A 25,634-nucleotide genomic window follows, 5' to 3' on the forward strand; every position below is an offset into this window, starting at 1 on the left:
ACATGACCGAGAACTCTCACCTCCCGACCGGCGCGTCGTACGCCGCCGCCGGTGTCGACATCGACGCCGGTGAGCGCGCAGTCGAGATGTTCGCTCCCCACGCCAAGCGGGCGACCCGGCCGGAGGTGATGGGTGGCCTCGGAGGTTTCGCGGGGCTGTTCTCGCTGAAGAACACCTACCGTCAGCCGCTGCTGGCCTCCTCCACGGACGGCGTCGGCACCAAGATCGCCGTCGCCCAGGCGATGGACGTCCACAACACCGTCGGTATCGACCTGGTGGCCATGGTCGTGGACGACCTGGTGGTCTGTGGTGCCGAGCCGCTGTTCCTGCAGGACTACATCGCGATCGGCAAGGTCGTGCCCGAGCACGTCGCCGGCATCGTCGAGGGGATCGCCGAGGGCTGTGTCCGCGCCGGCTGCGCCCTACTGGGTGGCGAGACCGCCGAGCACCCGGGCCTCATGGCCCCGGGCGAGTACGACATCTCGGCCACCGGCGTGGGCATCGTCGAGGCCGACGAGATCCTCCAGGCGGACAACGTCAAGCCCGGCGACGTGATCGTCGGCATGGCCTCGTCGGGGCTGCACTCGAACGGCTACTCGCTGGCCCGCCACGTGCTCCTCGACCTGGCCCGTCTGCCGCTGGAGGGCCACGTCGAGGAGTTCGGCCGCACCCTGGGCGAAGAGCTCCTCGAGCCGACCCGCATCTACGCGCTCGACTGCCTCAGCCTCATCGCGGAGACCGACGTGCGCGTGTTCAGCCATGTCACCGGCGGGGGCCTGGCCGAGAACCTGGCCCGCGTCATGCCGCGCGGACTCGTCGCCAGCCTCGACCGCGGCCGCTGGCCCGTGCCTCCCGTGTTCGGCACGATCGCCCACCACGGCCGCGTCGAGCAGGCCGAGATGGAGCGCACCTTCAACATGGGCGTCGGCATGGTGGCCGTCCTGCCCGCCGAGGACGTGGACCGCGCACAGGCCGTGCTGACGGCCCGCCACGTGGAGAACTGGGTGATCGGCCACGTCGAGAAGTCCGGCGACGACGCCGACGCCCCGCGCGTCATCCTCGAGGGCTCACACGCCCGCTTCTGACACAGCTCGCTTCGACACCACCCGCGCCCGACCGGCGGCTCGCTGCCGACGGGGCGCGCACGTGCCCATCAGATTCCGACCCTCCCACCCACGCGGGGAGTCGGGGCCTGGTGGGCACGAGTCATTTGGCCGTACCTCCGGCACAGGGGGCTGTCCGCCGGGCGTAGACCGGCGGACGCGGGCCACCGCGCTGGCGTGCGGCCACCGGCCGCTGCGCTGACGTCCGGCCAGCAGCCACCTGCCGCTCCGGGACGGGTGAGCGCACACAGAGGGGCCGGGCATCATTCGCGTGATGCCCGGCCCCACTGCGTAGTCGAGTGTCAGTACCTGGAGTCGCCGCCGGACCACGACCCGTATGGATCGTCGTCCTCCTCCACGCGGGTGGACGACGGTCCTCCCGACAACTCCTGCTGAAGACGTTCAAGGTCCGTCTGCGGAGCGTTGTACTTCAGTTCGCGAGCGACCTTGGTCTGCTTCGCCTTCGCGCGGCCTCGGCCCATTGACCTGACCCCCTCGGAAACGGTGCTGGGCCACCTCGGGGGTGCCCATCGCAAGTGTGAGTATCTGCCTGAGCACAGGATAGCGTGCCCGGCGCGGAATGTCCGCCCGGGTGTCGTGGGGTGAGCGAAATCGGCCGGCCTCACGGCCCGGGGCGGGGTGGACCCGGACGAGAAACCGGCGCGAGCCGGATAAGAAGCCAGCGTGGGCCGGACGAGTAACCGGCGGGCCGACCATCGCGGCCGCGCCGGGACGCGGTTGGCGTGCCCGCTAGGCCTGCCCTCGCAGGCGCTTGACGGCTTCGCGGCCAGCCTGGGGCCCGGTGTCCTGGGGGAAGGTGTCCGGGTCGATAGACGCGGCCACGCCGTCGATGTCCAGCTCGGCGTCGGCCGGCACGGCCCGCTTGAGCAGAGCCAGTGCGACCGGGCCGTCCTCGTGGTGCTGGACGACGGTGCCCACACGGCCGACCGGTCGCCCGCCGGCGCGGACCTCGGCGCCGGTCACCACCGAGTCGTCTCCCACGGACCCGTCCAACTGGAGCCGCACGAGCACGCGGGGTGAGCGTCCCAGGTTGTGGACGCGGGACACGGTCTCCTGGCCGCGATAGCAGCCCTTGTCCAGGTGGACGGCGCCCTGCTGGGAGACGGCGCCGATCCAGCTGCTCACCTCGTGCGGGATGGTCTTCTCGTCGGTGTCCACGCCGAGCCGCCCCCGTAGCGGGGTGGTGCCCGCGACACGCAGAGCCTCGAAGGCCCACGAGCCCGCGGGCCGGGCCCCGCCGGCCACCGCGGCGTCGAACCATGCGGTCAGCCCCGAGCGGGGGACCACCAGATCGATCGCCCCGTTCAGCGGCCACGGCATCCGGCGGGCGATGCCCCCGCCGGGCAGGGTGACGCTGGCGTAGTCACCGACGGGCAGTGTCACGTCGGTGCCGTCCGGGGCGGTGAGGGCCTCCGGGAGCGATGTGCCGGTCAGGGTCAGCACGGCCAGGTCGGCCTCGACGGGCGCGGCGTCGGCCCAGAACACCATCTTGGTGAGGAACTGCAGCAGTGGGCCACCGCGGCCGCGCTCGGTGTCCACCACGACCGTGCCGTCCACGTCGGACAGCAGGGCGTGGTGCTCGACGCGTCCATTGGCGTCGAGCACCAGGGTCTCGGCCCCCTCGCCGTCGGAGAGTTCGGACACATGCTGCGAGACGAACCCCTCGAGCCAGGTCAGCCGCTCGCCGCCGCTGATCGTCAGGGCGTCGCGGTGGGACCGGTCGATGATCACCGCCCCCGCGTCCGCGGCCCGCTGCTCACCGAGCGGGTCTCCGTAGTGGAAGGGGACTCCGACGTCGGGGGAGGCGCTGTCCGCATCCACCGCGCCGGGTCGGTCCAGAATCGGGCTCCGGTAGTCGCTTTCGATCCGGTCGGGCACAGCAGGGACGTTCACGATCGCGAGTCTACGTACCTCGTCGTATCGTTGCCGCCATGGGCACTGCAGCGGAGAGCACAGCGGATCAGCCGGACACGCGGCGGGTGGTCGTCCTCGTGGCGGGCGGGCCGGACGGCAGACGCCCCCGCATCCACCCTTCGGACCAGCCGCTCCTGCTCGCCGACGACCTGGCGGCGGTCCGCGGGGACGGATGTTTCGAGACCCTGTTGGTGGTGGGTGGTCGCCCGGCCAAGCCGGAGCGCCACCTGGCGCGCCTGGGTCGTTCGTCAGCCGCGCTGGGCCTGGCCGGACCCTCCGAGAAGGAGTGGCTCGCCGCCATCGATCTGGCCGCGCGCGAGTGGGGCGCGGAGTCGGAGGGGATGCTGCGGTTGGTGCTGTCGCGGGGCCCGGAGCGCGGCGGCGAGGAGACGGCCTACATCACGGTCGCGGCGGTGGGACCGCAGGCGTGTCGGGCCCGCGCCCAAGGGATCGGCGTGACCGTGCTCAGTCGCGGCTACGCGTCTGACATCGGCGCGAGCGCCCCGTGGATGCTCCTGGGTTCCAAGACGCTGTCCTACGCGGCCAACATGGCGGCCCTGCGGCACGCGGCCGCCAACGGCTTCGAGGACGTGGTCTACGTGTCCTCCGACGGGGAGGTCCTCGAGGGGCCGCGCTCGACGGTGGTGATCGCCCGCGACGGCGAACTGCTCAGCCCGCCGCAGGAGATCGGGATCCTCGAGGGCACGACGCTGGGCGCGATGGCCGAGGTCGCCGGGCGGGAGGGGGTCACCGTCAGGCGCGAGCGGCTCCTGGTCGCCGATCTGCTCGCCGCAGACGCGGTGTGGTTGGTCTCGTCGGTGACGCTGGTGGCACGCGTGCACCGGATCGACGACGTGGCCCTGCCCACCGCCGACCCCGGGATCGACGTGGCGGGGATGGTGGACCGGGCGGTCGGCCGCGCCTGAACCGGCCGGCCCGCACATGGCTCCGGCTCTGCCCGGCCTGCGGTCAGTGACCACGCAGGCCGGGCAGAGCCGGGTGTTACTTGGTGCTCGTGTCAGCCGGCGACGCGGCTCAGGCGTGCCGACAACCGCGGGACGAGGCCCTTCTCGGGGTGGACGCGCTCTTCGACCCACCCGAGGTCGCCGCCCTCGACGATCCCGTAGATGCGCTTGGCGGCGCCCATGCGCGGACCGGTGGGGGAGGACATGACGACGTCCGTCGACATCTCCCAAGCCGACTGCGTCAGCGGCTTGCCGTAGTACATCTCGATGACGCCGGAGGCGTGGGTCACGAGGAACTCGAGCTGGTCGTCCTCGGAGATCCGCCAGAAACCGGACTCCCGGTAGGCGGCCGCGTCGACGGCGCCGCCCGAGTCGAAGGTCCAGGCGCGCGAGCTCCAGCTCAGGTAGTTCTCGCCGTCGTGCGAGACGATGACCTGCTGGCCGAAGCGGTGCTGGCCGCGGTCGGAGGTGTCCGCCTCGCCCTCGCCCTCCCAGACCCCGACGAGCGGGAGCAGGGCGAGGAGACCCGGGTGCAGATCGGGGCCGAACCGCAGGTTCGCCGTGTCCTCGGCGACGGGCAGCTCGGAGAACGGCGCGATGTTGCGGCCGGCGGTCTGCTCGGACCGCTCGACAGCGGCGTCGACGGCAGCGTTTCCGGAACCGGGTACGACCCGCTGGCCCTCACCCTCGTCGGGGACGGGCGACGAGGGGTCCTCGGCGCCTGACATACCGCTGTCCGTCACGACTCGTCGGTGACCGTGCGGTAGACGATGTAGCAGGTGGCCCACAGGATCATCAGCGAGCACAGGACGAGGAGGATTTCGAAGAAGAGCACCATGACCCCAATCCTAACCCCGGGCCCCGCCGGTCGGTGCCGGGGAGTCCCACAGTCCCGCGCGAGGGGGTGAGGGCAGTCCCGCGCGAGGGGGTGAGGGCCCGGCGCCGCCGGGGCGGCTCAGCTCAGCGAGATGCGGGCCTCGATCGCGTGGATGAGGCAGTCCTCGGCGGGCACGGTGAAGTCCTCCCGCACCCGGGCGGTGAGGCCGACCACGGTCACGATGGTGAACTCCGCGTGCACGATCCCCTCGCGCCCCGGCGGGTCGACGGTGATCTGGATGTCCTGCAGCTCGCGGATGGTCGAGTACTGCAGATGCAGGTGCAGGTCCCACCGTAGGTGGGTGGCCCCGAAGCCGGTGCGGAGGCCGTTCTCGCGCCGCACGCAGTCCTCGGCGAACGGGACCCGGAACGCGGCCGCCGGCAGCGTCAGCGCGGTGAGGTACGTCCGGACCGCGGCCTCCCGCTCCTCGGGGGAGTACGGGCCAGGGTGGTCGGGGATCGCGGGGGCGGTACCGCGACGCTGGTCGATGCCCACGAGCACAGCGGAGGCGACTGAGGCGCCGACGGCGACAACGGCTGCGCGCCCGGCCATGCCGAGCGACCTGGAGATCAAGGACATGCCCTCGAGCCTAGTCACCCGGACCCACTCGCGGGAGGTCTCGGCGCTGACCGGCGGCGCGGGGGCGTCAGCGCTCGACGGGGACGCCGATGAGCGAGCCGTACTCGACCCAGCTGCCGTCGTAGTTGACGACGTTCTTCTGCCCCAGCAACTCGTGCAGCACGAACCAGGTGTGGCTCGACCGCTCGCCGATGCGGCAGTAGGCCACCACGCGCCGGTCAGGATCCTCGATCAGGTCGGCGTAGATCTGCCGCAGCTCGGCGTCGGGCCGGAAGGTGCCGTCGCGGGTGACGGCCCGGTTCCACGGGATGCTCACCGCGCCGGGGATGTGCCCGCGCTGACGGCCACCCTCCTGCGGCAGCCCGGCCGGTGCGGAGAGGCGGCCGGTGAACTCGTCGACCGAGCGCACGTCCACCAGTGCGTCGCTGCCGAGCCCGCCCAGGACGTCGTCGCGGAACGCGCGGATCGACAGGTCCTGGGGATCGGCCACGTACTCGGTGGCGGGCCGCTCCGGCAGCTCGTTCTCCAGCGGGAGGCCCTCGCGCTCCCATTTCATGCGGCCACCGTCGAGCAGTCGCACATCGGCGTGGCCGTAGAGCCGCAGGTACCAGTAGGCGTACGCGGCGAACCAGTTGTGGTTGCCGCCGTAGACCACGATCGTGTGGTCTCGGGAGATGCCGCGCTCGGACATCAGCTCGCTGAAGCGCTCGCGGTCCACCAGATCGCGCGTGAACTCCTGCTGCAACTCGGTCCGCCAGTTCAGCGCGACGGCGCCGGGGATGTGGCCGTCGGAGTGATAAGCCGCCACGTCCTCGTCGACCTCGAGGAAGACCACCGAGTCGTCGGCCAGGCGCGAGGAGGCCCAGCGGGTGCTGACCAGTACGTCGTCGCGACTCATACGGGCGAGTCTAGAGGTCCCCGCGCACGAGGCCGTCGAGCGGCGGGGTGCCGGGGCCACCGGTGCCGGACGCGGTCAGGGTTCCGGCCTTGACCGTGAGGGTGTCCACCGGGACGCCCAGTGGCAGCAGGTCGGGGGCGAAGGTCAGCGCGACGCTGCGCATCGCGAGCTCGGGGTCCTGGTCGGGGACGCCGCCGGGCCCGGTCGCCGCGGCCACGGGGACGAGGTGGGCGCCGGAGGCGTCGACGACGAGGTCGACGAACACCGAGATCCGTTCGCCCGACTCGATGAGCGTTCCCGTGACGCGGGCCCGGTGTTCGGTCCCGCCGGCGAGGCTGTGGTCGTCGGCGGCTCCGATGAGCACGTCGCGCATCCGCAGGGTCGGCGCGAGGGAGTCTCCGGTGATCTGCACGGAGACCTCCACCGACTCGGCGCTCAGGCCGGTGTCCGCCGATCGGGCGTCGGCGTCGTCGTCATCCCGGTCGTCTCCTCCGGGGCCGTCGGGGTCGGCCGTACCGTCACCGCCGCCATCCACGTCGGGCACGTGGACATCGGTCGCGACCGCTTCGACGGCCACCGGCCCCAGCCCCGGGCGCTCGACGCCCTCCGCGCGGATCGCCACCGAGGACAGCGTGTCCGGGCCCGACCAGCGCGAAAAGGGGCCACCCGTCATCACCGACGGCGGCCCCGCGCCCGGCAGATCGGGCGCGATGCGGGCCGAGATCTCCGCCTCGAGACGGGACGCCGAGATCGAGTCGACCGTGAAAGCGCCCCCGGCGAGCACGGCCATGACCGCCAGCGCCGCGACGGCCACGCGAGGGATGCTCATGGGATTCAGGTCTACTCCATTCACGGAAACGAGGGTGTCGCTCGCTAGTATCATCCCGTTCCCCACGCGGAGAGGAAACGACATGGAAGTGGTGCTCCTCAGCGTGGAAGCAGACCCGGGGGCCGTCGTCCCGTCGCTGCCCCTGCTGCCGCACACCGTTAGCGTGCTGCCGCCGCAGGCCTCGTCGGTGGGCGAGTTGGCCGACGCGGCGCTCGTGCTGGTCGACGCGCGGACCGACCTGGCCTCGTCCCGGGCCCTGTGCAGGCTCCTGGCGGGAACGGGGGACGTCGCGGTGGTCGCCGTGGTCACCGAGGGCGGTCTGATCGCGGTGAGCGGCGACTGGGGCCTGGACGACATCCTCCTGCCGACCACCGGTCCCGCTGAGGTCGACGCCCGGTTCCGTCTGGCGGCCGCGAGGCACACGTCTCCCGGCGACGACGGCTCCGGCCTGATCACCGTCGGCGAGCTCGTGATCGACGAGGAGACCTACGTCGCCCGCGTCAAGGGGCGGCCGCTCGACCTCACCTACAAGGAGTTCGAGCTCCTCAAGTTCCTGTGCCAGCACCCCGGGCGTGTGTTCACCCGCGCGCAACTCCTCCAGGAGGTCTGGGGCTACGACTTCTTCGGCGGCACCCGCACCGTCGACGTGCACGTGCGGCGGCTGCGGGCCAAGCTCGGGCCGGATCACGAGTCCCTCATCGGCACTGTCCGTAACGTCGGGTACAAGGCGGTCCGGCCCACGGACCCCAGGGAAGACGGAGGGGACGCATGATCGTCGAGACGGCACCGGGCGCGCTGGACGCCGAGCGGATCGAGGCGGTGGCACGCGCGGCCGAGGTGGTCGACGGCGTGGCGCCGCTCGGGGAGCAACCCCTGCGCGCGCTGCACGGTGGCGCCGAGGCCCACGGAGTGCGGCACCTCGTGGCGCGGGCCGGTGGCTCCGAGGGCGAGCCGGTCGGCTACGCGCAGATCGACGGGAGCGGCGGCGACGCGACCGTCGAGCTCGTGGTCCATCCCGACCATCGGCGGCAGGGGATCGGCGCGCATCTCCTGCGCGCCGTCCTCGAACGCGAACGCGCAGCCGCCGTCTGGGCGCACGGCGACCTGTCGTCCGCGGTGGCTCTCGCGGGCTCGGTGGGACTGATGCGCACGCGCGAGCTGCTCAAGATGCGGCGCCGCGGCTCCGAGGGGCCGGCGTTGCCGCAGCGGCGGGAGCTGGAGGGCATCGAGCTCGGCACGCTCGCCGAGGCGGTGTCCGAGGGCGGCGGGCGCTGGCCGGGCTTGGACGCCCGCTCCGAGTTCCTGCGCGTCAACAACGCGGCCTTCCACTGGCACCCCGAGCAGGGTGGCTGGACGGCCGCGCAGCTCGACGAGCGGCTGGCCGTGGACTGGGTCGACACGGGGGCGGTGTTCCTCGCGGTCGACACCTCCGGCGGGCCGCGGCTGGCCGGGTTCCACTGGACCAAGACCGTCGCCGAGCCCGGTGAACCGGTGGAGGGCGAGGTCTACGTCGTGGCCGTCGACCCCGCGGACCAGGGGCGCGGCCTGGGTGGCGTGCTCACCTCGGTGGGCGTCGAGTACCTGGAGGGGCCCGCCGGTGCGGAGTCCGTCGTCCTCTATGTGGAGGGGGACAACCGTCCGGCGATCCGCACCTACGAGAGGCTCGGGTTCGAGGTCGAACACGTTGATGTGACCTATACCTCCCGTTGATTTCGGCTGGCTCTCCGTGAGGGATTCTCAGGAACACCCCAGGTGGGGGTGCCCGTGGCGGTCGCCTCTGACCGAGGTGAACAGCCCCCACGCTGGCAGTTCATTCACCGTTCACCTGTATTCGCGGGGTTGTTCACGTCAGAGCCTTAGGTTCTCTCCCCGTCGGGGCGTTCGCCCGGCCCGACGACGCGACGAGAGTCGCCACGAACGAGCCCGGTGGGGAGCCCGCCGGACGAACCAAGGAGAATCTGTGGACTTCAAGCGCACCGGTGCCCTGCTCGGGCTCGCCGCCCTGACGACGGTCGGCCTCGCCGCCTGCTCCGACGACAACACCGGCGGCGGTGACGAGACGGCCGCCAAGGCTCTGCCCGGTGTCGAGTGCGGCGGCAAGGCGACCCTCAACGCGTCCGGCGCCTCGTCGCAGAACAACGCGATGACGATCTTCGCCAACTCCTACGCCCTGAGCTGCGACGGCCACACCCTCGACTACAACTCGAACGGCTCCGGCTCGGGCGTCAAGGAGTTCATCGGCGGCCAGACCGACTTCGGTGGCTCCGATTCCCCGCTCAAGGACGACGAGTACCTCGCCGCCGAGGAGCGTTGTGAGGGCCCGGCCTGGAACCTGCCGGCCGTCTTCGGTCCGATCGCGATCGCCTACAACCTCGACGGTGTCGACGTGGCGCTGTCCGCAGAGAACCTGGCCCGCATCTTCCAGGGTGAGATCACCAACTGGAACGACCCGGCCATCGCCTCGGAGAACGAGGGTGTCGAGCTCCCCGACCAGGAGATCACCGTGATCTTCCGCTCGGACGAGTCGGGCACCACCGACAACTTCCAGAAGTACCTCGAGGCCGCCGCCGGCGACGCCTGGAGCCACGAGGCCGGCAAGACCTTCAACGGTGGCGTGGGCGAGGGAGCCCGCGGCAACGAGGGCGTCTCCGCGGCCGTCGCGCAGACCCCGGGCACCATCACCTACACCGAGTGGTCCTACGCCAAGAGCCAGGACCTCGGCATGGTCAAGGTCATCACCCCGGCCGACGCCGAGGGTGTCGAGCTCAACGCCGAGACCGCCGGCACCACCATCGACTCGGCCAAGCTCCTGCACGAGGACTCGCACGACCTGGTCATCGACACCTCGTCGTTCTACGTCCCCGAGGTCGGGGGTGCGTACCCGATCATCATGCCGACCTATGAGATCGTGTGCTCGCACTACTCCGATCCCGAGACGGCCCTGGCCGTGAAGTCCTTCCTGAACGTGGCCGTGAACGAAGAGGTCCAGGGTCAGCTCGAGGCCGAGGGCTACATCCCGATCCCGGACGCGTTCCGCGGCAAGCTCACCGACGCGATCAACAGCATCACCTGATCCGTCCGAGCCCTCGGTCATCGGGCCCGCAACGTACGCGGAGCGGGCCCGGTGGCTGAGGCGGTTAGCCGCTGAACCGCACTATCTGCCCGGCACGACCGCTTTTTCCCCGAGCGACTGAAGGTCTCATGACAGTTCACGAATCCGTCGACCGCGACGCCGACAAGAACAGCGCCGACTCCGGCGCGCTCAACCCCGGCTCCGGTCTCGCGCCGAACTCGGACACGGGCGGCGACACCAGTCTTCTGGACGTCAAGTCCTCGAAGAAGTGGGACACCGTCTTCCGCAGCCTCACCGTCGCCGCGGGTGCTGTCATCGTCGCACTCATCGCGCTCATCGGCATCGTTCTGGTCACCCAGGCGACCCCGTCGGTGATGCAGGACCAGGTCAACTTCTTCACCTCGTCCGAGTGGAACACCACCGATCCGGAGAACATGCGCTTCGGCATCCTCGACCTGCTCAAGGTCACGGTGCTGAGCTCGATATTCGCCCTGCTGCTGGCCGTGCCGGTCGCGATCGGCATCGCCACGTTCCTCGTGCAGTACGCGCCTGTGAGGCTGTCCCGGTCGCTGTCCGCGCTCATCGACCTGCTCGCCGCCGTGCCGTCGATCATCTACGGCATGTGGGGCCTCCTCGTGCTGGGCCCGTGGATGGTGCCCTTCGCCGAGTGGCTCAACCGGAACCTCGGCTGGTTCTTCCTCTTCAGCGACGGCAACGTCTCTATCGCCGGTGGCGGCACCATCTTCACCGCCGGCATCGTGCTCGCGATCATGATCCTGCCGATCATCACCTCGATGTCGCGCGAGACCATCCGCCAGACCCCCTCCCTCCACCAGGAGGCCGCCCTCGCCCTGGGCGCCACCAAGTGGGAGAAGATCCGGATGACCTGCTTCCCCTACGCCAAGTCCGGCATGATCGCGGGCTCGATGCTCGCGCTCGGTCGTGCCCTCGGCGAGACGGTCGCGGTGCTCATCATCCTGCGCGCCGCGAGCTCGCCGAGCACCCTGTCGCTGTTCGACGGCGGCTTCACCTTCGCCTCGAAGATCGCCTCCGGCAGCGCCGAGTTCAACCACCCGCTGCCCACCGGCGCGTACATCGCCGCCGGCCTGGTGCTCTTCATCCTCACGTTCATCGTCAACCTCATCGCGCGCTCGGTGTCCGGTGGAAAGGTCAACGGCTGATGTCCCCCACGACAGACCTCGCCAAGCCGGCCAAGCCGGCCGAGACCTTCCTGCCGATCTCCGGCAGCCGCAAGGTCAAGGACAAGGCCGCCGCGGTCCTGTTCACCGTGTGCTTCGTGCTCGCCGTGATCCCGCTGGTCGCACTGCTCTACAAGGTGATCGCCTCGGGCCTGCCCGCGGTGCTCAACCCGACCTGGTGGACCAACTCGTTCTTCCTCGTCGCCCCGTCCTCCATGGCCGGCGGCGTCGGCCACGCGATCTACGGCAGCCTCGTCCAGGCGCTCATCGCGGCCGTCATCTCGATCCCGCTCGGTGTCGCCGCGGGCATCATGCTCGTGGAGTACCCCGAGTCCAGGCTGGCCAAGCCCACGACCTTCATGGTCGACGTCCTCGCCGGCGTCCCCTCCGTCGTCGCCGCCATCTTCATCTTCGGCGTGTGGGTCACGTTCTTCCAGCTGAGCCTCAGCGCCTTCGCGGTGGCCCTCGCGCTCGTGCTGCTCATGCTGCCGCTGATCGTGCGCTCGACCGAGGAGATGCTCAAACTGGTCCCGGACGAGTTGCGCGAGGCCTCCTACGCGCTCGGCGTGCCCAAGTGGAAGACCATCGTCAGCGTCGTGGTCCCCACCGCTCTGTCCGGCATGATCTCCGGCATGTTCCTCGCGATCGCCCGCGTCATGGGCGAGACCGCCCCGGTGCTGATCCTCGTGGGCTACACGGCGAGCTACAACTACGACCTGTTCGAGGGCAACATGGCCTCGCTGCCGCTGCTCATCTACAACCAGCTCTCGAACCCCAACGAAGCCGGCCAGTACCGGATCTGGGGCGCCGCCCTCACCCTCATCATCATCATCGCGCTGGCGAACGTCCTCGCCACGTTCGCCGCCAAGGCGCTCGCGCCCAAGACGAAGTAAGGACCTCCAATGGCCAAGCGACTCGACCTCGAGAACGTCGACATCTTCTACGGCGACTTCCACGCCGTGAAGGACGTCAATCTCCACGTCCCGCCGCGCTCGGTGACTGCCTTCATCGGGCCGTCCGGCTGTGGCAAGTCCACCGTGCTGCGTTCGCTGAACCGCATGCACGAGGAGATCCCGGGCGCCTCCGTCAAGGGCTCCATCAAGCTCGACGGCGTGGACATCTACGACAAGCGCGTCGACCCCGTCGCCGTACGCCGCACCATCGGCATGGTGTTCCAGCGTCCCAACCCGTTCCCCACGATGTCCATCAAGGAGAACGTGGTCGCCGGCCTGCGACTGCAGGGCGTCAAGAACAAGAAGAAGCTCGATGAGGTGGCCGAGAAGTCGCTGCGCGGCGCCAACCTCTGGAACGAGGTCAAGGACCGCCTCGACAAGCCCGGCGGCGGCCTCTCCGGCGGCCAGCAGCAGCGTCTGTGCATCGCCCGCGCCATCGCGATCGAGCCCCAGGTGCTCCTCATGGACGAGCCCTGCTCCGCGCTCGACCCGATCTCGACGCTCGCGGTGGAGGACCTCATCTCCGAGCTCAAGAGCGAGTTCACCATCGTGATCGTCACGCACAACATGCAGCAGGCCGCGCGCGTGTCCGACCAGACCGCCTTCTTCTCGCTCGAGGCCACCGGCATGCCCGGCCAGCTGGTCGAGGTCAACGCGACCGAGAAGATCTTCTCCAACCCGGAGAACAAGCAGACCGAGGACTACGTCTCCGGCCGCTTCGGCTGAGCCGAGACAGCCCTCCACAAGAGAACCGCCCCGGTTCCGGTCCACTGGCCGGAACCGGGGCGGTTCTCAAGTGGTGCGTCGGGGGAGGGGCGTCCTCCCGAGTGGGCGGGGCCGGGGCCGCGGCGTCTCGTCGTCGACCCCGGCCCGGCGGCCGTCACGACCCGGACGGCTCCTCGCCGGAGGCCGGGCCGTTGGCGCGACGCTCCTGGAAGCTGCGGTCCGTCTCGGTGAACCGGCGGACCAGCTCCTCGTTGGGGGTCGAGGAATGGTCCGGGTCGTCCTCGCCCAGGTTGGCGTACTCGCCGGTCGCCAGGAAGATCACGCGCTGCGCGACCTCGACGGCGTGGTCCGCGAAGCGCTCGTAGTACCGGGCCAGCAGCGTGACATCCACCGCCGACGCGACCCCGTACTTCCACTCCCGCACGGTGAGGAGGGTGAACAGGTGGCGGCGCAGATCATCCACCGCGTCGTCCTGCTGGGCGAGAGTCGCTGCCTGCTCCGCATCGCGGTTGAGCAGTACCTCCGTGGCCGAGCGGCCCAGCGAGACGGCGACGCGGCCCATCTCGGCGAAGTAACCGTTGACCGGCTCCGGCAGCACAGGCTCCGGGTGGCGACGCCGGACGATCTTCGCGACGTGACACGCGAGCGTGCCCATACGGACGAGGTCCTGCACCAGCTGGATGGAGGTGACCACCTGGCGCAGATCGCGCGCGACCGGGGCCTGCAGGGCCAGCAGCGCGAAACCACGCTCCTCGTTCTCCGTGGCCAGACGTGACATCTCCGAGGCGGACTCGAGGACCTTCTCGGCGGTGACCAGATCCACCTGGAGCAGCGCGTGCGTGGCCAGCTCCATGTTGTCGGTACCCAACGAGCACATTCTGGCCATGGACGTGGCCAGGTCCGCGAGTTCTTCGGAGTAAACAAGACGCATGTCAACAGGATACCCGCATGTCAACCGCTGGATCCGGGAGCAGCCATGAACGCCCGGTGAACATCGCGGACGGGAAGAGGATCAGCCGCCGGAGTTCTGGGCGTCGGCGCCCTCGAGCGCCACCGCGTCATCCTCCGGATCGTCGAGCCAGCCCTCGGGGAGCAGCACCTTCGACGGCGAGCCCTGGCGGCCGCGCGGGCCGTAACCGTCGGCGGGGAACGGCTCGTCCGGTGGCAGATCGGCGAGCATCTCCGCCAGGTCGTCGAGGGTGCGGACGGCGGACAGGGCCACACGCTTCTCCGAGCCGGCCGGGAAACCGCGCAGGTACCAGGCGACGTGCTTGCGGATGTCACGCATCCCCTTGTCCTCCCCGTGATGCTGCGCGAGGAGTTCGCCGTGGCGGTACATGATCCGGGCGACCTCGCCGAGCGTGGGAGGGGTCGGGGCCTCGCGGCCGGACAGGCGCGCGGCGAGCTCGGAGAACAGCCACGGCCGGCCCAGGCAGCCGCGGCCGATCACGACGCCCGCGCAGCCGGTCTCGTCGACCATGCGCACCGCGTCCTCGGCGGAGAAGATGTCGCCGTTGCCCAGCACGGGCACGTCCGAGAAGGCGCCGACATGCTCAACCAGGCGCGAGATCTGCGACCAGTCGGCCTCACCCGAATAGCGTTGCGCGGCCGTGCGGGCGTGGAGCGCGACCGCCTGGGCGCCCTCCTCGACAGCGATCCGGCCGGCGTCGAGATGGGTGTGGTGCTCGTCGTCGATCCCGACGCGCATCTTCACCGTGACAGGGATATCCGTGCCCGCGGTGGCGCGGACCGCGGCCGCGACGATCGAACGGAACAGTCTGCGCTTGTACGGGATCGCGGACCCGCCACCGCGGCGCGTGACCTTGGGGACCGGGCATCCGAAGTTGATGTCGATATGGTCGGCCAGGTTCTCGTCGACGATCATCCTGGCCGCCTGGTACGTGTACTCGGCATCCACCGTGTACAGCTGCAGACTGCGGGGAGACTCCTCGGGCGCGAACGTGGCCATGTGCAGCGTCGCCGGCTGGCGCTCGACCAGCGCCCGCGCGGTGACCATCTCGCACACGTACAGACCCGACACCGAACCCTGCTGCTCCTGCTCCAACTCGCGGCACAGCGTGCGGAACGCGACGTTGGTGACACCGGCCATCGGCGCGAGGACGACCGGTGAGTCGAGCGCGTAGGGGCCGATGCGCAGTGCGGGTGCCGACGGGGCGGTGGGAGCGGACATACCGTAAGTGTCCCAGCGCTCGGCGGGCAGGTCCAAAATGCGCACCGGGCGGGGCCGGGTGGCAGCGGCGTCAGGCCAGCGGATTCGGTATCGGCCGAGGTCGATGCCCGGGCCGGGGCCGGGAGGTAGTGGTGCCCCCAGCCGGGCTCGAACCGGCGACCTGCGGATTAAAAGTCCGTAGCTCTACCAACTGAGCTATAGGGGCATCGGACACGATACCGGTCGCTTCCGCGGGCGGTTTAGCCGCCCGGCGGATGGTGCCCTAGACTGAATCCCGCTGCGGACCGGTGACCCCGGACGTGGCGGCGCCCCCTTCGTTTAGCGGCCTAGGACACCGGCCTTTCACGCCGGCAGCGCGGGTTCGAATCCCGTAGGGGGTACGCGATCGGGAAGTCCCGGTCACCACGGTGGTGGTGGCCGGGATTTTCTGCATTTCGGAGTTCGGGGCGGCCGGCGGGGTGGTGTGGTCGGGCTGGCAAGGGCTGACCAGGGCTGAGCACGTCCCGGTGGGGCTTCGCCGGGTGCGGACTCTCGGACTTGTGCGTGCGACGTGCCCGCTGCACCTACATCTGCATTCGCACCTGTGCCTGCATCCGCACCTGCGATGGACTTGCGCGTCCGGAATGGACCAAACCGGGCGCGCAAGTGCCGCCGATCTGAGCAGACCAGGTGCGTACGTCGACCGAGGGGCAGCGCAACGGGCCGGTGTAAGGAGCCGGAGGGCAGAGGGAGGGTGTCTCGCCCCAACGGACGGGGGCGAAGGCGGAGAGCGGGTCCTCCCGGGAGGGGGCCAGATGGGACCGGGCGGACTGCAGGCGGCGCGCGGTGTGGGGTCGCCGGCAGCGGGCGCGGTACGCGGGACGCGAGCATCCGAAGAAAAGCACCCTGAACTGCAGAAAGCGTGGTCTGGACCGTCCGATTTGCGTAATCTGCATCGCGTCTACTAATGTTCTTTCTCGTGCGAAGAGCACAGCGAAGAGCAAGGCCCTGTGGCGCAGTTGGTTAGCGCGCCGCCCTGTCACGGCGGAGGTCGCGGGTTCGAGTCCCGTCAGGGTCGCCAGAGATGACCGGCGCATTCGGTTTCACCGGATGCGCCGGTTGTCTTAGGGCCAGGTAGCTCAGTTGGTACGAGCGTCCGCCTGAAAAGCGGAAGGTCGCCGGTTCGATCCCGGCCCTGGCCACCACGACATGATGCGTCGGAGGGAAATCCCTTCGGCGCGTTCGTCATTTCTGCGGCATCTCTACTGCGCCATCTCGGTTACGATGCGCTGTCCACGTCGCTCTTTCGGGGTCATCCTCTCCGGAGCCCGCGGACCGGAAGGCCGTGACCGGCAGGCGGGCAGCGGCGCGCGGTGCCGGGGGTCACCGAACGGTCACACGGTTTCAGGGATTGTCAGGCGCTCGTTATAGCGTGGACGCCATGCCATCGACTGCCAGCGAGGTCCGCGCCGCTCCCGAGAAGCCCCGGAAGGGGCCACGATGGGGAGTCGTCGCCGCGATCAGCGGCCTCATCGGAATTCTGCTGGCGATCGTGGTGCCACTGCTGCCCGTCACGCAGACCACCTCGACCATCAGCTGGCCCGAGAACGGGACGGTCGACCCGGTCACCGCACCTCTGGTCGCCTATTACCCGCTCGACATCACCGTCGACGTCCCCTGCACCGCGGTGCAGGAGCTGCGTGACCAGGGGCGTGAAGACGGGGTGCTGGTCTCCACCGCGCCACGTCAGGCAGGCGACGAGGCCGGCGCGCGCGCTCTCATGGTGTCGGTCGCGGGCCCGAACGTCGAGGTGCGCAGCCGCAACGCACTCATCGCCTCGGCGCCCACCGATGCCGTGGCCGCGCCCGGCGCATGCTCCGCGATCCGGGTCGTCGCCGACTCGGGATCCATCGGCGCGGAGTTCCTGGGCCTCGAGGTCGACGGGCAGGGAATCGGCGGGTGGGTCGAGGAGGATCTGCGCCCCCAGGTCGTGGGCGTGTTCTCCGATCTCCAGGGAGCCGCGCCGGAGGGCATGTCCGTCGACATCACCGTGGACTCCCGCTATACGACGCAGGCGACAGTGATCAAGCAGATCGCGATTGTGGTGGGCATCCTCGCGATCCTCGTGTCGCTGGTGGCGCTGCACCGACTCGATCTCCGTGACGGCCGGGCCGGTCGACGCGTGCTGCCGCCGGGCTGGTGGAAGCCGCGACCGCTGGACCTGCTCGTCGTGGCGATCCTGCTCGTGTGGCACATCATCGGCGCCAACACCGCGGACGACGGCTACATCCTCACCGAGGCGCGTGCGGCGGTCTCCAGTGGATACATGCCCGAGGTGTTCCGTTATTACGGAGCTCCATATGCGCCGTTCGGGATGCCGTATTACCTATACACGGCGATCAGTACGTTCACGCTCGGCAGCGTGTGGCTGAGACTCCCGGCGCTGCTGTTGGGTATCGGCTCGTGGATCCTGCTCTCGCGAGAGGTCATCCCGCGCCTGGGCATCGCAGCCCGACGCGCGGCCGCGGTCCGCTGGAGCACGGCGGCGGTCTTCCTCGCCTTCTGGCTGACCTACAACAACGGGCTACGCCCCGAGCCGATCATCGCGTTCGGTGTCTTGGCCACCTGGGTTTCGCTCGAGCGCGCACTCGCGACCGGCCGGCTCCTGCCGGCCGCGATCGGTTTCATCATCGGCGGGCTCACGCTGTCCGCGGCGCCCACAGGCACGTTCTGCATCGCCGTGATCATCGCCGCCTCGCGGCCGCTGCTGCTGCTCATCATCCGTAGAGCCAGGCGGGACGGATGGATCCCCACGGTCGCGCCGCTGGTCGCGGCCGGGCTCGGCATCCTGCACCTGATCTTCCTCGACCAGCCGCTCGTCACCACGTTGCAGTCGTCCTCACTACTCGGCGAGGTCGGCCCCAGCGGCAGCTGGTACGAGGAGGTCTGGCGGTACGAGTGGCTTCTCAACCCCACGCCGGACGGCTCGCTCGCACGCCGCTTCGGGGTGCTGGCCATGTTCCTGTCGCTTATCACCTGCGCGGCCATCCTGTTCCGCAAGGGCCGGATCCCCGGCGTCTCGGTCGGGCCAGCTCGCCGCATTGTCGGCATGGCTGCCATGTCGATCGTGTTCATGGCGCTCAACCCCACCAAGTGGACGCACCACTTCGGGGCGTTCGCGACCATCGGCGCCGCGCTCGCCGCGCTCGTCACCATGGCGGTACTGCCGGCGGCGACCCGCTCGCTGCGCAACCGGATGCTGTTCCTGGCAGCCGTGTTCTTCATCCTGGCGCTGAGCTTCACTTCCACCAACGGCTGGTGGTACATCTCCATCTACGGCATCCCGTGGGGCGGTGCCCAGCCCTCCATCGGCGGGATCGCCCTGTCGTCGGTGTTCCTGGGGCTGATGCTCCTGTCGCTGCTTGCCGCTCTGTTCCTGCACTATCGCGAGCCGTTCATGACGCGGACCGGGCAGGAGACCTCGCCACGCGACCGGGGCCCCGTCGTCCGCCTGGCGCGGGATCTGTCGGAGGCGCCCCTCGGGTTGGCGGCTGCGCTCGTCGTCGTCGTCATCGTCGCCTCGATGGCGGCCGCGGTGCGCAACCAGTACCCCGCCTACTCCGTGGGGCTGCAGAACCTCAATGCGTTGGCCGGCAAACCGTGTGGCATCGCCGACGCGGTCCTGGCCGAGCCCGACGCGAACGCCGGGCTCCTGGAGCCCCTCGGTGAGCCGCGCGACCAGCTCGAGGCCGGCGGCGAGGCCGTCCGGTTCCATGCGGACGGTATCGGCACCGACCTCACGGCGACCCAGGCCGCCGACACCGACACGCCCGGCACCGGCGAAGGGTCCGACACCACGTCGACGACCGCCGGCACCGAGGGTGGCGTGCGCATGGCCGAGGGCATCAACGGCAGCCATGCGGTGCTGCCGTTCGGCCTCGACCCGGGACGGGTGCCCGTGCTCGGCAGCCACCAGACCGGCGCGCAGTTCAACGCTGAGACCACCACCGACTGGTACCCGCTGCCCGAGCGCTCGGACGAGCACCCGCTCATCACGGTCGCCGTGGCCGGCGAGTTCGCCCGCGACGCGCTGGTCGTGGAGTACGCGACCAGCGGTCAGCCGTTCCAGCCCGCCGGTGAGGTGGTGCCCGAGGACATCGGCCCCGCGCCGGCGTGGCGCAACCTGCGGGTGCCCATGGACTCGATGCCGGCCGACGTCACCGCGATCCGGCTGGTGGTGCGCGACCTCGATCCGGACCCGGAGCGGTGGATCGCGTTCACCCCGCCCCGCATGCCGGAGCTCGTCACGATGCAGGAGCTGGTCGGTCACACCCGTCCGGTGCTGCCCGACTGGGCCGTGGCGTTCCACGTACCGTGCCTGCGTCCGTTCGACGAGTTCGCCGGCATCCACGAGCTGCCCGAATACCGTGTTCTGCCCGACCGTGGCCTGGCCGTGAGCTCCACCAACACCTGGCAGGACTGGGACGGTGGCGGGCCGCTCGGGTTCATCGAGCTGCTCCAGGAGGGCGAGACCGTGCCCACCTACCTCGAGCACGACTGGGACCGCGACTGGGGTTCCCTCGTGCGGTACACCCCGATCCTCCCCGAGGCGACGCCCGCGACCGTCGAGCACGGTGAGGTCGTACGGTCGGGGCTGTGGAACGGGGGACCGCTGGCCCGGTGACGGGCTAGCATCGGGTCCGGAGCTTTTTACAAGGAATTCCAAGTAACCGCTGACGCAGACTGGAGACACCGCATGTCCGTGACGGAAAAGCAGTTCGAGAACATCCTCGTCGAGCAGAAGGATCGCGTCGCGATCATCACGCTCAACCGGCCCAAGGCGCTCAACGCGCTCAGCAGTGCCATGGAGAAGGAAGTCGTCGAGGCGGTCGAGGGGCTGGACTCCGACCCCGGCGTCGGCTGCATCGTCATCACCGGTTCGGAGAAGGCCTTCGCGGCCGGCGCCGACATCAAGGAGATGAAGGACAAGACCTACCCGGGCATCTACCTCGAGCGCTTCTTCCACGACTGGAAGCGCCTCACCACCGCCCGCACGCCGATCATCGCGGCCGTCTCCGGCTTCGCTCTCGGCGGTGGCTGCGAGCTCGCCATGATGTGCGACATGATCATCGCCGGCGACAATGCCAAGTTCGGCCAGCCGGAGATCACCCTCGGGGTCATCCCGGGCATGGGCGGCTCCCAGCGTCTCACCCGCGCGGTGGGCAAGGCCAAGGCCATGGACCTGTGCCTGACCGGCCGCCAGATGGACGCCGCCGAGGCCGAGCGCTCCGGACTGGTCACCCGCGTCGTGCCGGCCGCCGAGCTGCTGGAGGAGACCATGAAGGTCGCCGACAAGATCGCCTCCATGAGCAAGACCACCGCCGCGGTGGCCAAGCAGGCCGTCAACAGGTCCTTCGAGACCACGCTCGAGGAGGGCCTGCTCGCCGAGCAGAACGCCTTCTACGCGCTGTTCGCCACCGAGGACCAGACCGAGGGGATGTCTGCGTTCGCCGAGAAGCGTAAGCCCGAGTGGCAGCGCTGATCGAACCGCCGCTGAGTCAGCAGCCGCCGGGTGAGGCACGGGGCCGGGACGACAAGTCCGGCCCCGCGCCCGCACCCGGGGTCCACCGCGCCCCCGGCGAGCCCCTGCCGGTCCTGGTCCTGACCGGCTACCTCGGCGCCGGCAAGACGACCCTGCTCAACCATCTGCTCTCCGGCGCGCCCGGGTTGCGGATCGCGGCCATCGTCAACGACTTCGGCGACATCAACGTCGACGCCGGCGCGATCGCCGGTCAGGTCGACTCCATGGTCTCGATGGCCAACGGCTGCGTCTGCTGCGAGGTCGACGCCAGCGAACTCGGCGAGGCGCTCGCCACCCTGGCCGACCCCGAGCTAGGCATGGATCTCGCGGTGATCGAGGCCAGCGGACTGGCGGAGCCGGCCATCCTGTCGCGGATGGTGCATGACGTGCCCCGCGACATCGTGCGTCACGCCGGGATGATCCAGGTGGTCGACGCCGAAGGCCTTGACGACGCCATGGCGCGCCACCCGCGACTGGCCACACACCTCGCGGAGGCCGACCTCGTCGTCGTCAACAAATGCGACCTCGTCACCCGCGAGCGGTTCACTGCGCTACGCACGACGATCCGCGCCCACGCGCCGCGCGTCCCGGTGTTGCCCGCGGTACGCGGTGCCGTTCCCGCCGGCCTGCTGTGGGGCGTCGCGCCAGCCGCAGCGCCCACCGCTGAGCCCACCGCGGCGGCCGAGTCAGACGGCGCGGCCGGCGGCGACCACCTCGACCCCGGGCACCACGACCACCCGCACCTCCACGACGCCTATACCGCCGTCACCGTCAGGCCCGCCGGGCACCTGCACCCGCGCCGTTTCCTCACGACCGTCGCGACACCGCCGACCGGCGCGTATCGCGCGAAAGGGACGCTGGTCTTTGCCACCGTCGACGGTCCGCGCCGCTACGAGGTGGCGCTCGTGGGGCGCCGGCTCGAACTGCGCGCCGCGGGTGAGAACGCAGCCGGCGACGACGGGGGAGCGGTACCTGACGGTCTCGTGGTGATCGGCGTGGAGATGGACGACGACGACGTCGCCGGCTTCCTCGACGACGCGGTGCTGTCACCCGGCGAGACGGTCGACGCCGATGCCGCGCTGGGCCTGCACCCGTACCTGATCGGCGACCCGGACTCCAGCGATGTGGAGGAATGGATCTACGACGAGCAGCGGTCGACGCCGGTCACCGGCAGTGCCGCGATGATGGTGGACCCGGAAGATCCCGAGGCATTCGATCCAGCTTTCACCCCCTGAGTCGGGCTCGGGCGGAAAGTGAGCACCGGTACCCCCGGTCGCTCGGCCACCGAGTCCGAGATCCGGTCGGCGGCGCCCCGACCACGTGCGTATAGTGGCGCTGACGATAGTGGTGTGTCGCACGTGCGGGGGGAGCAGACGACCCTGCTGTGGGGGTGGTGCACGGACGAGTGAGGAGACCGCGTGGACGAGGAGAAGAGCGGCCGAAGCGGTGGCGTGACCGGCGACGCTCAGCAGCGCAAGCGGGATCTTGCTTCGGTCCGTCGTGCGATCGCCGCGCTGCGGGATTCCACCGGTATCCCCGTCACCATCGGTGGTGTGGTCGGGGAGGGGCACACCCTCGTGCTCTCCGAGTCGCTCGGAATGCGCACCTCGGCCATGAAGGACCTCATGGTCCACTACGGGGCCGGCGTCGGCGGACGTGTCATGGCCACCGGCAAGCCCGTCGGCGTGGCCGACTACCCGCGCGCCGGCGTGATCACCCACGAGTACGACCTGCCGGTGCTGTCCGAGGGACTGCGGTCGATGGCCGCCATTCCGGTCGTGGTGGGCAAGGACGTCCGCGCTGTGCTGTACGCGGGCGTGCACTCGTCCGTCCGCTTCGGCGAGAAGGTCCTCAATCAGATGGCCGCGACCGCGCGCGCCCTGGAGCAGGAGATCGCGGTCAACGACGCGCTGGCCGCCCGCGGTGCCGCGCCCGTCGGGCCCGGCGCCGGCGAGGGCCGCTGGGACGAGGTGCTGTCCAACGAGCGGATGCGGGAGACCCACGCCCGGCTGCGGATGCTGGCCTCCCGCACCGAGGACCCGGACGTCCGGGCCGAGCTCGAGCGCATCTGCGCCGAGATGGTCTCCCCGCCACCGGAGATGCCCACCGCCCGGCTCTCGCGCCGCGAGCTCGACGTGCTGGCCTGCGTGGCCCAGGGCAAGACGAACATCGAGACGGCCGCCGACATGGGCATCGGCGCGGAGACCGTCAAGAGCTACCTGCGCTCCGTGATGCGCAAGCTGGACGCCCACACCCGGTTCGAGGCGGTCAACGCCGCCCGCCGGATGGGCGCCCTGCCCTGATCGTCAGCGCTCGCCGCCCGGCACCCACAGGACGTCGCCCTCGGGGTTGGCCACACGGCCCAGCACGAACAACAGGTCCGATAGCCGGTTGAGGTACTTCGCCGGCAGCACCGAGGTGGTCTCGGGGTGGGCCTCGACCGCAGCCCACGCCGCCCGCTCCGCGCGGCGGGCCACCGTTCGCGCCACGTGCAGGTACGCGCCGGCCGGCGTTCCGCCCGGCAGGATGAACGAGGTCAGGTCCGCCAGTTCCTCGTTGAACTCGTCGATCCAGCCCTCGAGGCGATCGATATAGGACTGCTCGATACGTAGCGGCGGGTACTTGGGGTTCTCCTCGATCGGCGTCGCGAGGTCGGCCCCGGCGTCGAACAGGTCGTTCTGCACCGTCCGCAGCGCGGCTGCCACCCGGTCGTCGAGACCACCGAGGGTGATCGCCACGCCGATCGCCGCATTGGCCTCGTCGCAGTCCGCGTACGCCACCAACCGGGGGTCGTTCTTGCTCACGCGCGAGAAGTCGGACAGACCGGTCGAGCCGTCGTCGCCGGTGCGGGTATAGATCTTCGTCAGATGAACAGCCATGACAGTCAACCTACGCGGCCGACGACCACGTCGTTCCGCGGTTCCGGGCGAGATCTCGCATACTGTGGACCCGTGAGCGGTAACCCCACGTCCCGCGAGGAGAGCTTCCTCGTCAGAGGCGGAACGAGTCTGAACGGCGAGATCGCCGTCGCCGGCGCCAAGAACAGCGTGCTGAAGCTGATGGCCGTCGCCTTGATGGCGGAGGGCCGCACCACGCTGACCAACTGCCCGAGCATCTCCGATGTCCCGGCGATGGCCGATGTCCTGCGACATCTCGGGTGCGCGGTGGAGATCAGCGGCGACACTGTCGTCATCGACACCCCGTCCGAGCTCGGCCATGTCGCCGACGACAAGGCGGCCCAGCGGCTGCGGGCATCCGTGTGCATCCTCGGCCCGCTCGTCGGACGACATCACCGAGCGGTGATCGCGATGCCCGGCGGCGACGCCATCGGCAGTCGTCCGCTGAACTGGCACCAGAACGGGCTCAACGCCCTGGGCGCGCAGACCCATATGGATCACGGGCGTCTGGTTGCCGAGGCGACCGAGTTGCGAGGCGCTTCCTACAACCTGAGTTTTCCGTCCGTCGGCGCCACTGAGACGTTCGTGACCGCGGCTGTGCTCGCGCCGGGTACCTCGGTGCTGAAGAATGCCGCCCGGGAACCCGAGATCGTGGACATCTGCGACCTGCTCAACGAGATGGGCGCGCGCATCAGCGGCGCCGGTACGAGCACTATCACGATCGAGGGGGTCGACGGGCTCACGCCCGTGACCCACCGGGTGATCGGCGACCGCATCGTTTCCGCGACCTGGGCGATGGGCGCGGTGATGACCCGCGGCGACGTCAAGGTCAGCGGAATCGACCCGATGTTCATCCACGTGGTGCTCGAGAACCTTCGAGCGGTCGGTGCCGAGGTGGAGACCGGGACCGACTGGGTTCGCGTGAGCCAGGAGGGGAGGCCCCGCGCCCGAGATATCCGGACGCTTCCGTTCCCCGGGTTCCCCACGGACCTCCAGCCGATGGCGATCGCGCTCGCCTCCGTGTCCGAGGGGGTCTCGGTCGTCACCGAGAACCTCTTCGAAGCGCGGTTCCGATTCGTGGAGGAGATGGTCCGTATGGGCGTCGACGCCGAGACGGACGGCCACCACGCCAAGATCGTCGGACGCGAACGGCTCGATTCGGCCACCGTGTGGGCGAGCGACATCCGCGCGGGCGCCGGACTGGTACTGGCCGGCATGTGCGCTGACGATGTCACCGAGGTGTGCGAGGTCTTCCATATCGACCGCGGGTACTCCGACTTCGTGGGAGATGTCCGCGCCCTGGGCGGCGACATCGAACGGGTCCCGACCCAGCGATAGGCCGGATCTCTACCCGTTGTCGGGCGGTTTCGGGCGGTTTCGGGACCGCTTGGCGCCGCGTCCGGAGTGCAGTTACTCGGACGGGTGCGTGAAATAGCCTTGTTGAACTGGGGATTTGGTGTTGTGTTGGGGTGCGTGTAACTTTATCGGAGCCGCCAGGGAGCGGGGTTCGGGCCGAGAGGCTGCGGGCCTTGGACCAGGGCGGTTGCTTCTTGCGAGGCGGGTTCGAGAAAGTCCCGGTTTTGACCGGGGACGGAGAGCCTGCTAGGCTGGAGGAGTTGCCCCGAAGGGGAGCGGCTTGGCGAGTGTGGCGGTGAGAATGCCCGGTTTTGGAACTGGGAGTTGTTGCTGCTAGGCTGGAGAAGTTGCCCCGAGCAGGTGCGACGGTGGTTTCACCCCGGAGGGTGGCTGGCTTGAGGGCTGGTTGCTGTGATGGTGTGTGGGTGTTGTTTGAGAACTCAACAGTGTGTTTTGTTTGTGATAGTGCCAAATTTTTTGTTTGGTTGCGACC

General features: G+C 69.8%; 22 protein-coding genes and 4 tRNA genes. 16 read left to right on the forward strand and 10 right to left on the reverse strand.

Annotated features, from left to right (window positions below; genetic code table 11):
• Positions 1 to 2 precede the first annotated feature (2 nt).
• Entirely contained in the window at positions 3 to 1,085 is a 1,083-nt protein-coding gene (gene purM, locus K3888_RS17170; RefSeq protein ID WP_230931498.1) for a phosphoribosylformylglycinamidine cyclo-ligase, read from the forward strand.
• 320 nt (positions 1,086 to 1,405) lie between these two features.
• Here the strand turns inward: purM and K3888_RS17175 are convergent, their stop codons facing one another.
• Together K3888_RS17175 and ygfZ are read right to left on the reverse strand one after the other, a co-directional pair.
• The gene (locus K3888_RS17175) at positions 1,406 to 1,585 is read right to left on the reverse strand and encodes a DUF3073 domain-containing protein (protein WP_230931499.1); all 180 of its coding nucleotides are present in this window, start codon (positions 1,583 to 1,585) and stop codon (positions 1,406 to 1,408) included.
• Positions 1,586 to 1,853: 268 nt separating this feature from the next.
• Positions 1,854 to 3,017 carry a CAF17-like 4Fe-4S cluster assembly/insertion protein YgfZ gene (gene ygfZ, locus K3888_RS17180; protein WP_230931500.1) on the reverse strand — a complete coding sequence of 388 codons (1,164 nt, stop codon included), beginning with the start codon at positions 3,015 to 3,017 and terminating at the stop codon, positions 1,854 to 1,856.
• Positions 3,018 to 3,055: 38 nt separating this feature from the next.
• On the opposite strand from ygfZ, the gene K3888_RS17185 reads away from it, so the two are divergent.
• On the forward strand, positions 3,056 to 3,964 hold the full coding sequence (locus K3888_RS17185; RefSeq protein ID WP_230931501.1) for an aminodeoxychorismate lyase: 909 nt from the start codon (positions 3,056 to 3,058) through the stop codon (positions 3,962 to 3,964).
• Between the two features lie 92 nt (positions 3,965 to 4,056).
• On the opposite strand, the gene K3888_RS17190 is transcribed toward K3888_RS17185, so the two are convergent.
• The 4 genes from K3888_RS17190 to K3888_RS17205 form a co-directional block, all read right to left on the reverse strand.
• A complete protein-coding gene (locus K3888_RS17190; RefSeq protein WP_230931502.1) occupies positions 4,057 to 4,731 on the reverse strand; it encodes a heme-binding beta-barrel domain-containing protein in 675 nt (224 codons plus the stop codon).
• Between the two features lie 227 nt (positions 4,732 to 4,958).
• The gene (locus K3888_RS17195) at positions 4,959 to 5,459 is read right to left on the reverse strand and encodes a DUF8021 domain-containing protein (RefSeq protein WP_230931503.1); all 501 of its coding nucleotides are present in this window, start codon (positions 5,457 to 5,459) and stop codon (positions 4,959 to 4,961) included.
• A 67-nt stretch (positions 5,460 to 5,526) separates the two neighbouring features.
• A complete protein-coding gene (locus tag K3888_RS17200) occupies positions 5,527 to 6,357 on the reverse strand; it encodes a sulfurtransferase (protein ID WP_230931504.1) in 831 nt (276 codons plus the stop codon).
• Between the two features lie 10 nt (positions 6,358 to 6,367).
• Positions 6,368 to 7,186 (reverse strand): DUF2993 domain-containing protein, encoded by an 819-nt coding sequence (locus tag K3888_RS17205; protein WP_230931505.1) that lies wholly within the window; start codon positions 7,184 to 7,186, stop codon positions 6,368 to 6,370.
• 82 nt (positions 7,187 to 7,268) lie between these two features.
• Between K3888_RS17205 and K3888_RS17210 the strand changes: the two genes are divergently transcribed.
• The 6 genes from K3888_RS17210 (at position 7,269) to pstB (ending at position 13,137) form a co-directional block, all read left to right on the forward strand.
• Positions 7,269 to 7,958, forward strand: a complete 690-nt coding sequence (locus K3888_RS17210) for a winged helix-turn-helix transcriptional regulator (RefSeq protein ID WP_230931506.1) — start codon at positions 7,269 to 7,271, stop codon at positions 7,956 to 7,958.
• A complete protein-coding gene (gene mshD / locus K3888_RS17215; RefSeq protein WP_230931507.1) occupies positions 7,955 to 8,896 on the forward strand; it encodes a mycothiol synthase in 942 nt (313 codons plus the stop codon). The genes K3888_RS17210 and mshD overlap by 4 nt, the downstream gene beginning before the upstream one ends.
• 250 nt (positions 8,897 to 9,146) lie before the next feature.
• Positions 9,147 to 10,259 carry a phosphate ABC transporter substrate-binding protein PstS gene (gene pstS / locus K3888_RS17220; RefSeq protein WP_230931508.1) on the forward strand — a complete coding sequence of 371 codons (1,113 nt, stop codon included), beginning with the start codon at positions 9,147 to 9,149 and terminating at the stop codon, positions 10,257 to 10,259.
• A 128-nt stretch (positions 10,260 to 10,387) separates the two neighbouring features.
• Entirely contained in the window at positions 10,388 to 11,440 is a 1,053-nt protein-coding gene (gene pstC / locus K3888_RS17225) for a phosphate ABC transporter permease subunit PstC (RefSeq protein ID WP_230931509.1), read from the forward strand.
• The gene (pstA, locus tag K3888_RS17230; protein WP_230931510.1) at positions 11,440 to 12,351 is read left to right on the forward strand and encodes a phosphate ABC transporter permease PstA; all 912 of its coding nucleotides are present in this window, start codon (positions 11,440 to 11,442) and stop codon (positions 12,349 to 12,351) included. Before pstC ends, pstA begins: the two co-directional genes overlap by 1 nt.
• Before the next feature lie 9 nt (positions 12,352 to 12,360).
• Positions 12,361 to 13,137, forward strand: a complete 777-nt coding sequence (gene pstB, locus K3888_RS17235) for a phosphate ABC transporter ATP-binding protein PstB (protein ID WP_230931511.1) — start codon at positions 12,361 to 12,363, stop codon at positions 13,135 to 13,137.
• 154 nt (positions 13,138 to 13,291) lie between these two features.
• Here the strand turns inward: pstB and phoU are convergent, their stop codons facing one another.
• From phoU to K3888_RS17250, 3 genes are all read right to left on the reverse strand, one after another.
• Complete coding sequence (gene phoU / locus K3888_RS17240; protein WP_230931512.1) at positions 13,292 to 14,068, reverse strand: phosphate signaling complex protein PhoU; 777 nt, start codon at positions 14,066 to 14,068, stop codon at positions 13,292 to 13,294.
• Positions 14,069 to 14,149: 81 nt separating this feature from the next.
• The gene (dusB, locus tag K3888_RS17245; protein ID WP_230931513.1) at positions 14,150 to 15,328 is read right to left on the reverse strand and encodes a tRNA dihydrouridine synthase DusB; all 1,179 of its coding nucleotides are present in this window, start codon (positions 15,326 to 15,328) and stop codon (positions 14,150 to 14,152) included.
• Between the two features lie 129 nt (positions 15,329 to 15,457).
• Positions 15,458 to 15,533, reverse strand: a tRNA-Lys gene (locus K3888_RS17250).
• Positions 15,534 to 15,635: 102 nt separating this feature from the next.
• On the opposite strand from K3888_RS17250, the gene K3888_RS17255 reads away from it, so the two are divergent.
• The 7 genes from K3888_RS17255 to K3888_RS17285 all read left to right on the forward strand — a co-directional run bounded on the left by K3888_RS17255 (position 15,636) and on the right by K3888_RS17285 (position 23,191).
• Positions 15,636 to 15,708, forward strand: a tRNA-Glu gene (locus K3888_RS17255).
• A 603-nt stretch (positions 15,709 to 16,311) separates the two neighbouring features.
• Positions 16,312 to 16,388: transfer RNA gene (locus K3888_RS17260), tRNA-Asp, on the forward strand.
• A 47-nt stretch (positions 16,389 to 16,435) separates the two neighbouring features.
• Positions 16,436 to 16,512: transfer RNA gene (locus K3888_RS17265), tRNA-Phe, on the forward strand.
• A gap of 236 nt (positions 16,513 to 16,748) precedes the next feature.
• A complete protein-coding gene (locus K3888_RS17270; RefSeq protein WP_230931514.1) occupies positions 16,749 to 19,991 on the forward strand; it encodes an arabinosyltransferase domain-containing protein in 3,243 nt (1,080 codons plus the stop codon).
• A gap of 72 nt (positions 19,992 to 20,063) precedes the next feature.
• The gene (locus K3888_RS17275) at positions 20,064 to 20,849 is read left to right on the forward strand and encodes an enoyl-CoA hydratase (RefSeq protein WP_230931515.1); all 786 of its coding nucleotides are present in this window, start codon (positions 20,064 to 20,066) and stop codon (positions 20,847 to 20,849) included.
• Positions 20,837 to 22,123, forward strand: a complete 1,287-nt coding sequence (locus K3888_RS17280) for a CobW family GTP-binding protein (RefSeq protein ID WP_230931516.1) — start codon at positions 20,837 to 20,839, stop codon at positions 22,121 to 22,123. Before K3888_RS17275 ends, K3888_RS17280 begins: the two co-directional genes overlap by 13 nt.
• 183 nt (positions 22,124 to 22,306) lie before the next feature.
• Entirely contained in the window at positions 22,307 to 23,191 is an 885-nt protein-coding gene (locus K3888_RS17285) for a LuxR C-terminal-related transcriptional regulator (protein WP_230931517.1), read from the forward strand.
• A 3-nt stretch (positions 23,192 to 23,194) separates the two neighbouring features.
• Here the strand turns inward: K3888_RS17285 and K3888_RS17290 are convergent, their stop codons facing one another.
• Positions 23,195 to 23,767: a cob(I)yrinic acid a,c-diamide adenosyltransferase gene (locus K3888_RS17290; RefSeq protein ID WP_230931518.1), complete on the reverse strand. Its 573-nt coding sequence runs from the start codon at positions 23,765 to 23,767 to the stop codon at positions 23,195 to 23,197.
• Positions 23,768 to 23,839: 72 nt separating this feature from the next.
• Here K3888_RS17290 and murA point away from each other — a divergent pair, with 72 nt between their 5' ends.
• Positions 23,840 to 25,123 carry a UDP-N-acetylglucosamine 1-carboxyvinyltransferase gene (gene murA / locus K3888_RS17295; protein ID WP_230931519.1) on the forward strand — a complete coding sequence of 428 codons (1,284 nt, stop codon included), beginning with the start codon at positions 23,840 to 23,842 and terminating at the stop codon, positions 25,121 to 25,123.
• The last annotated feature ends 511 nt before the right edge of the window (positions 25,124 to 25,634 follow it).

The sequence above is a fragment of the Dietzia aurantiaca genome (genome assembly GCF_021033825.1).
Lineage (GTDB): Bacteria > Actinomycetota > Actinomycetes > Mycobacteriales > Mycobacteriaceae > Dietzia > Dietzia aurantiaca.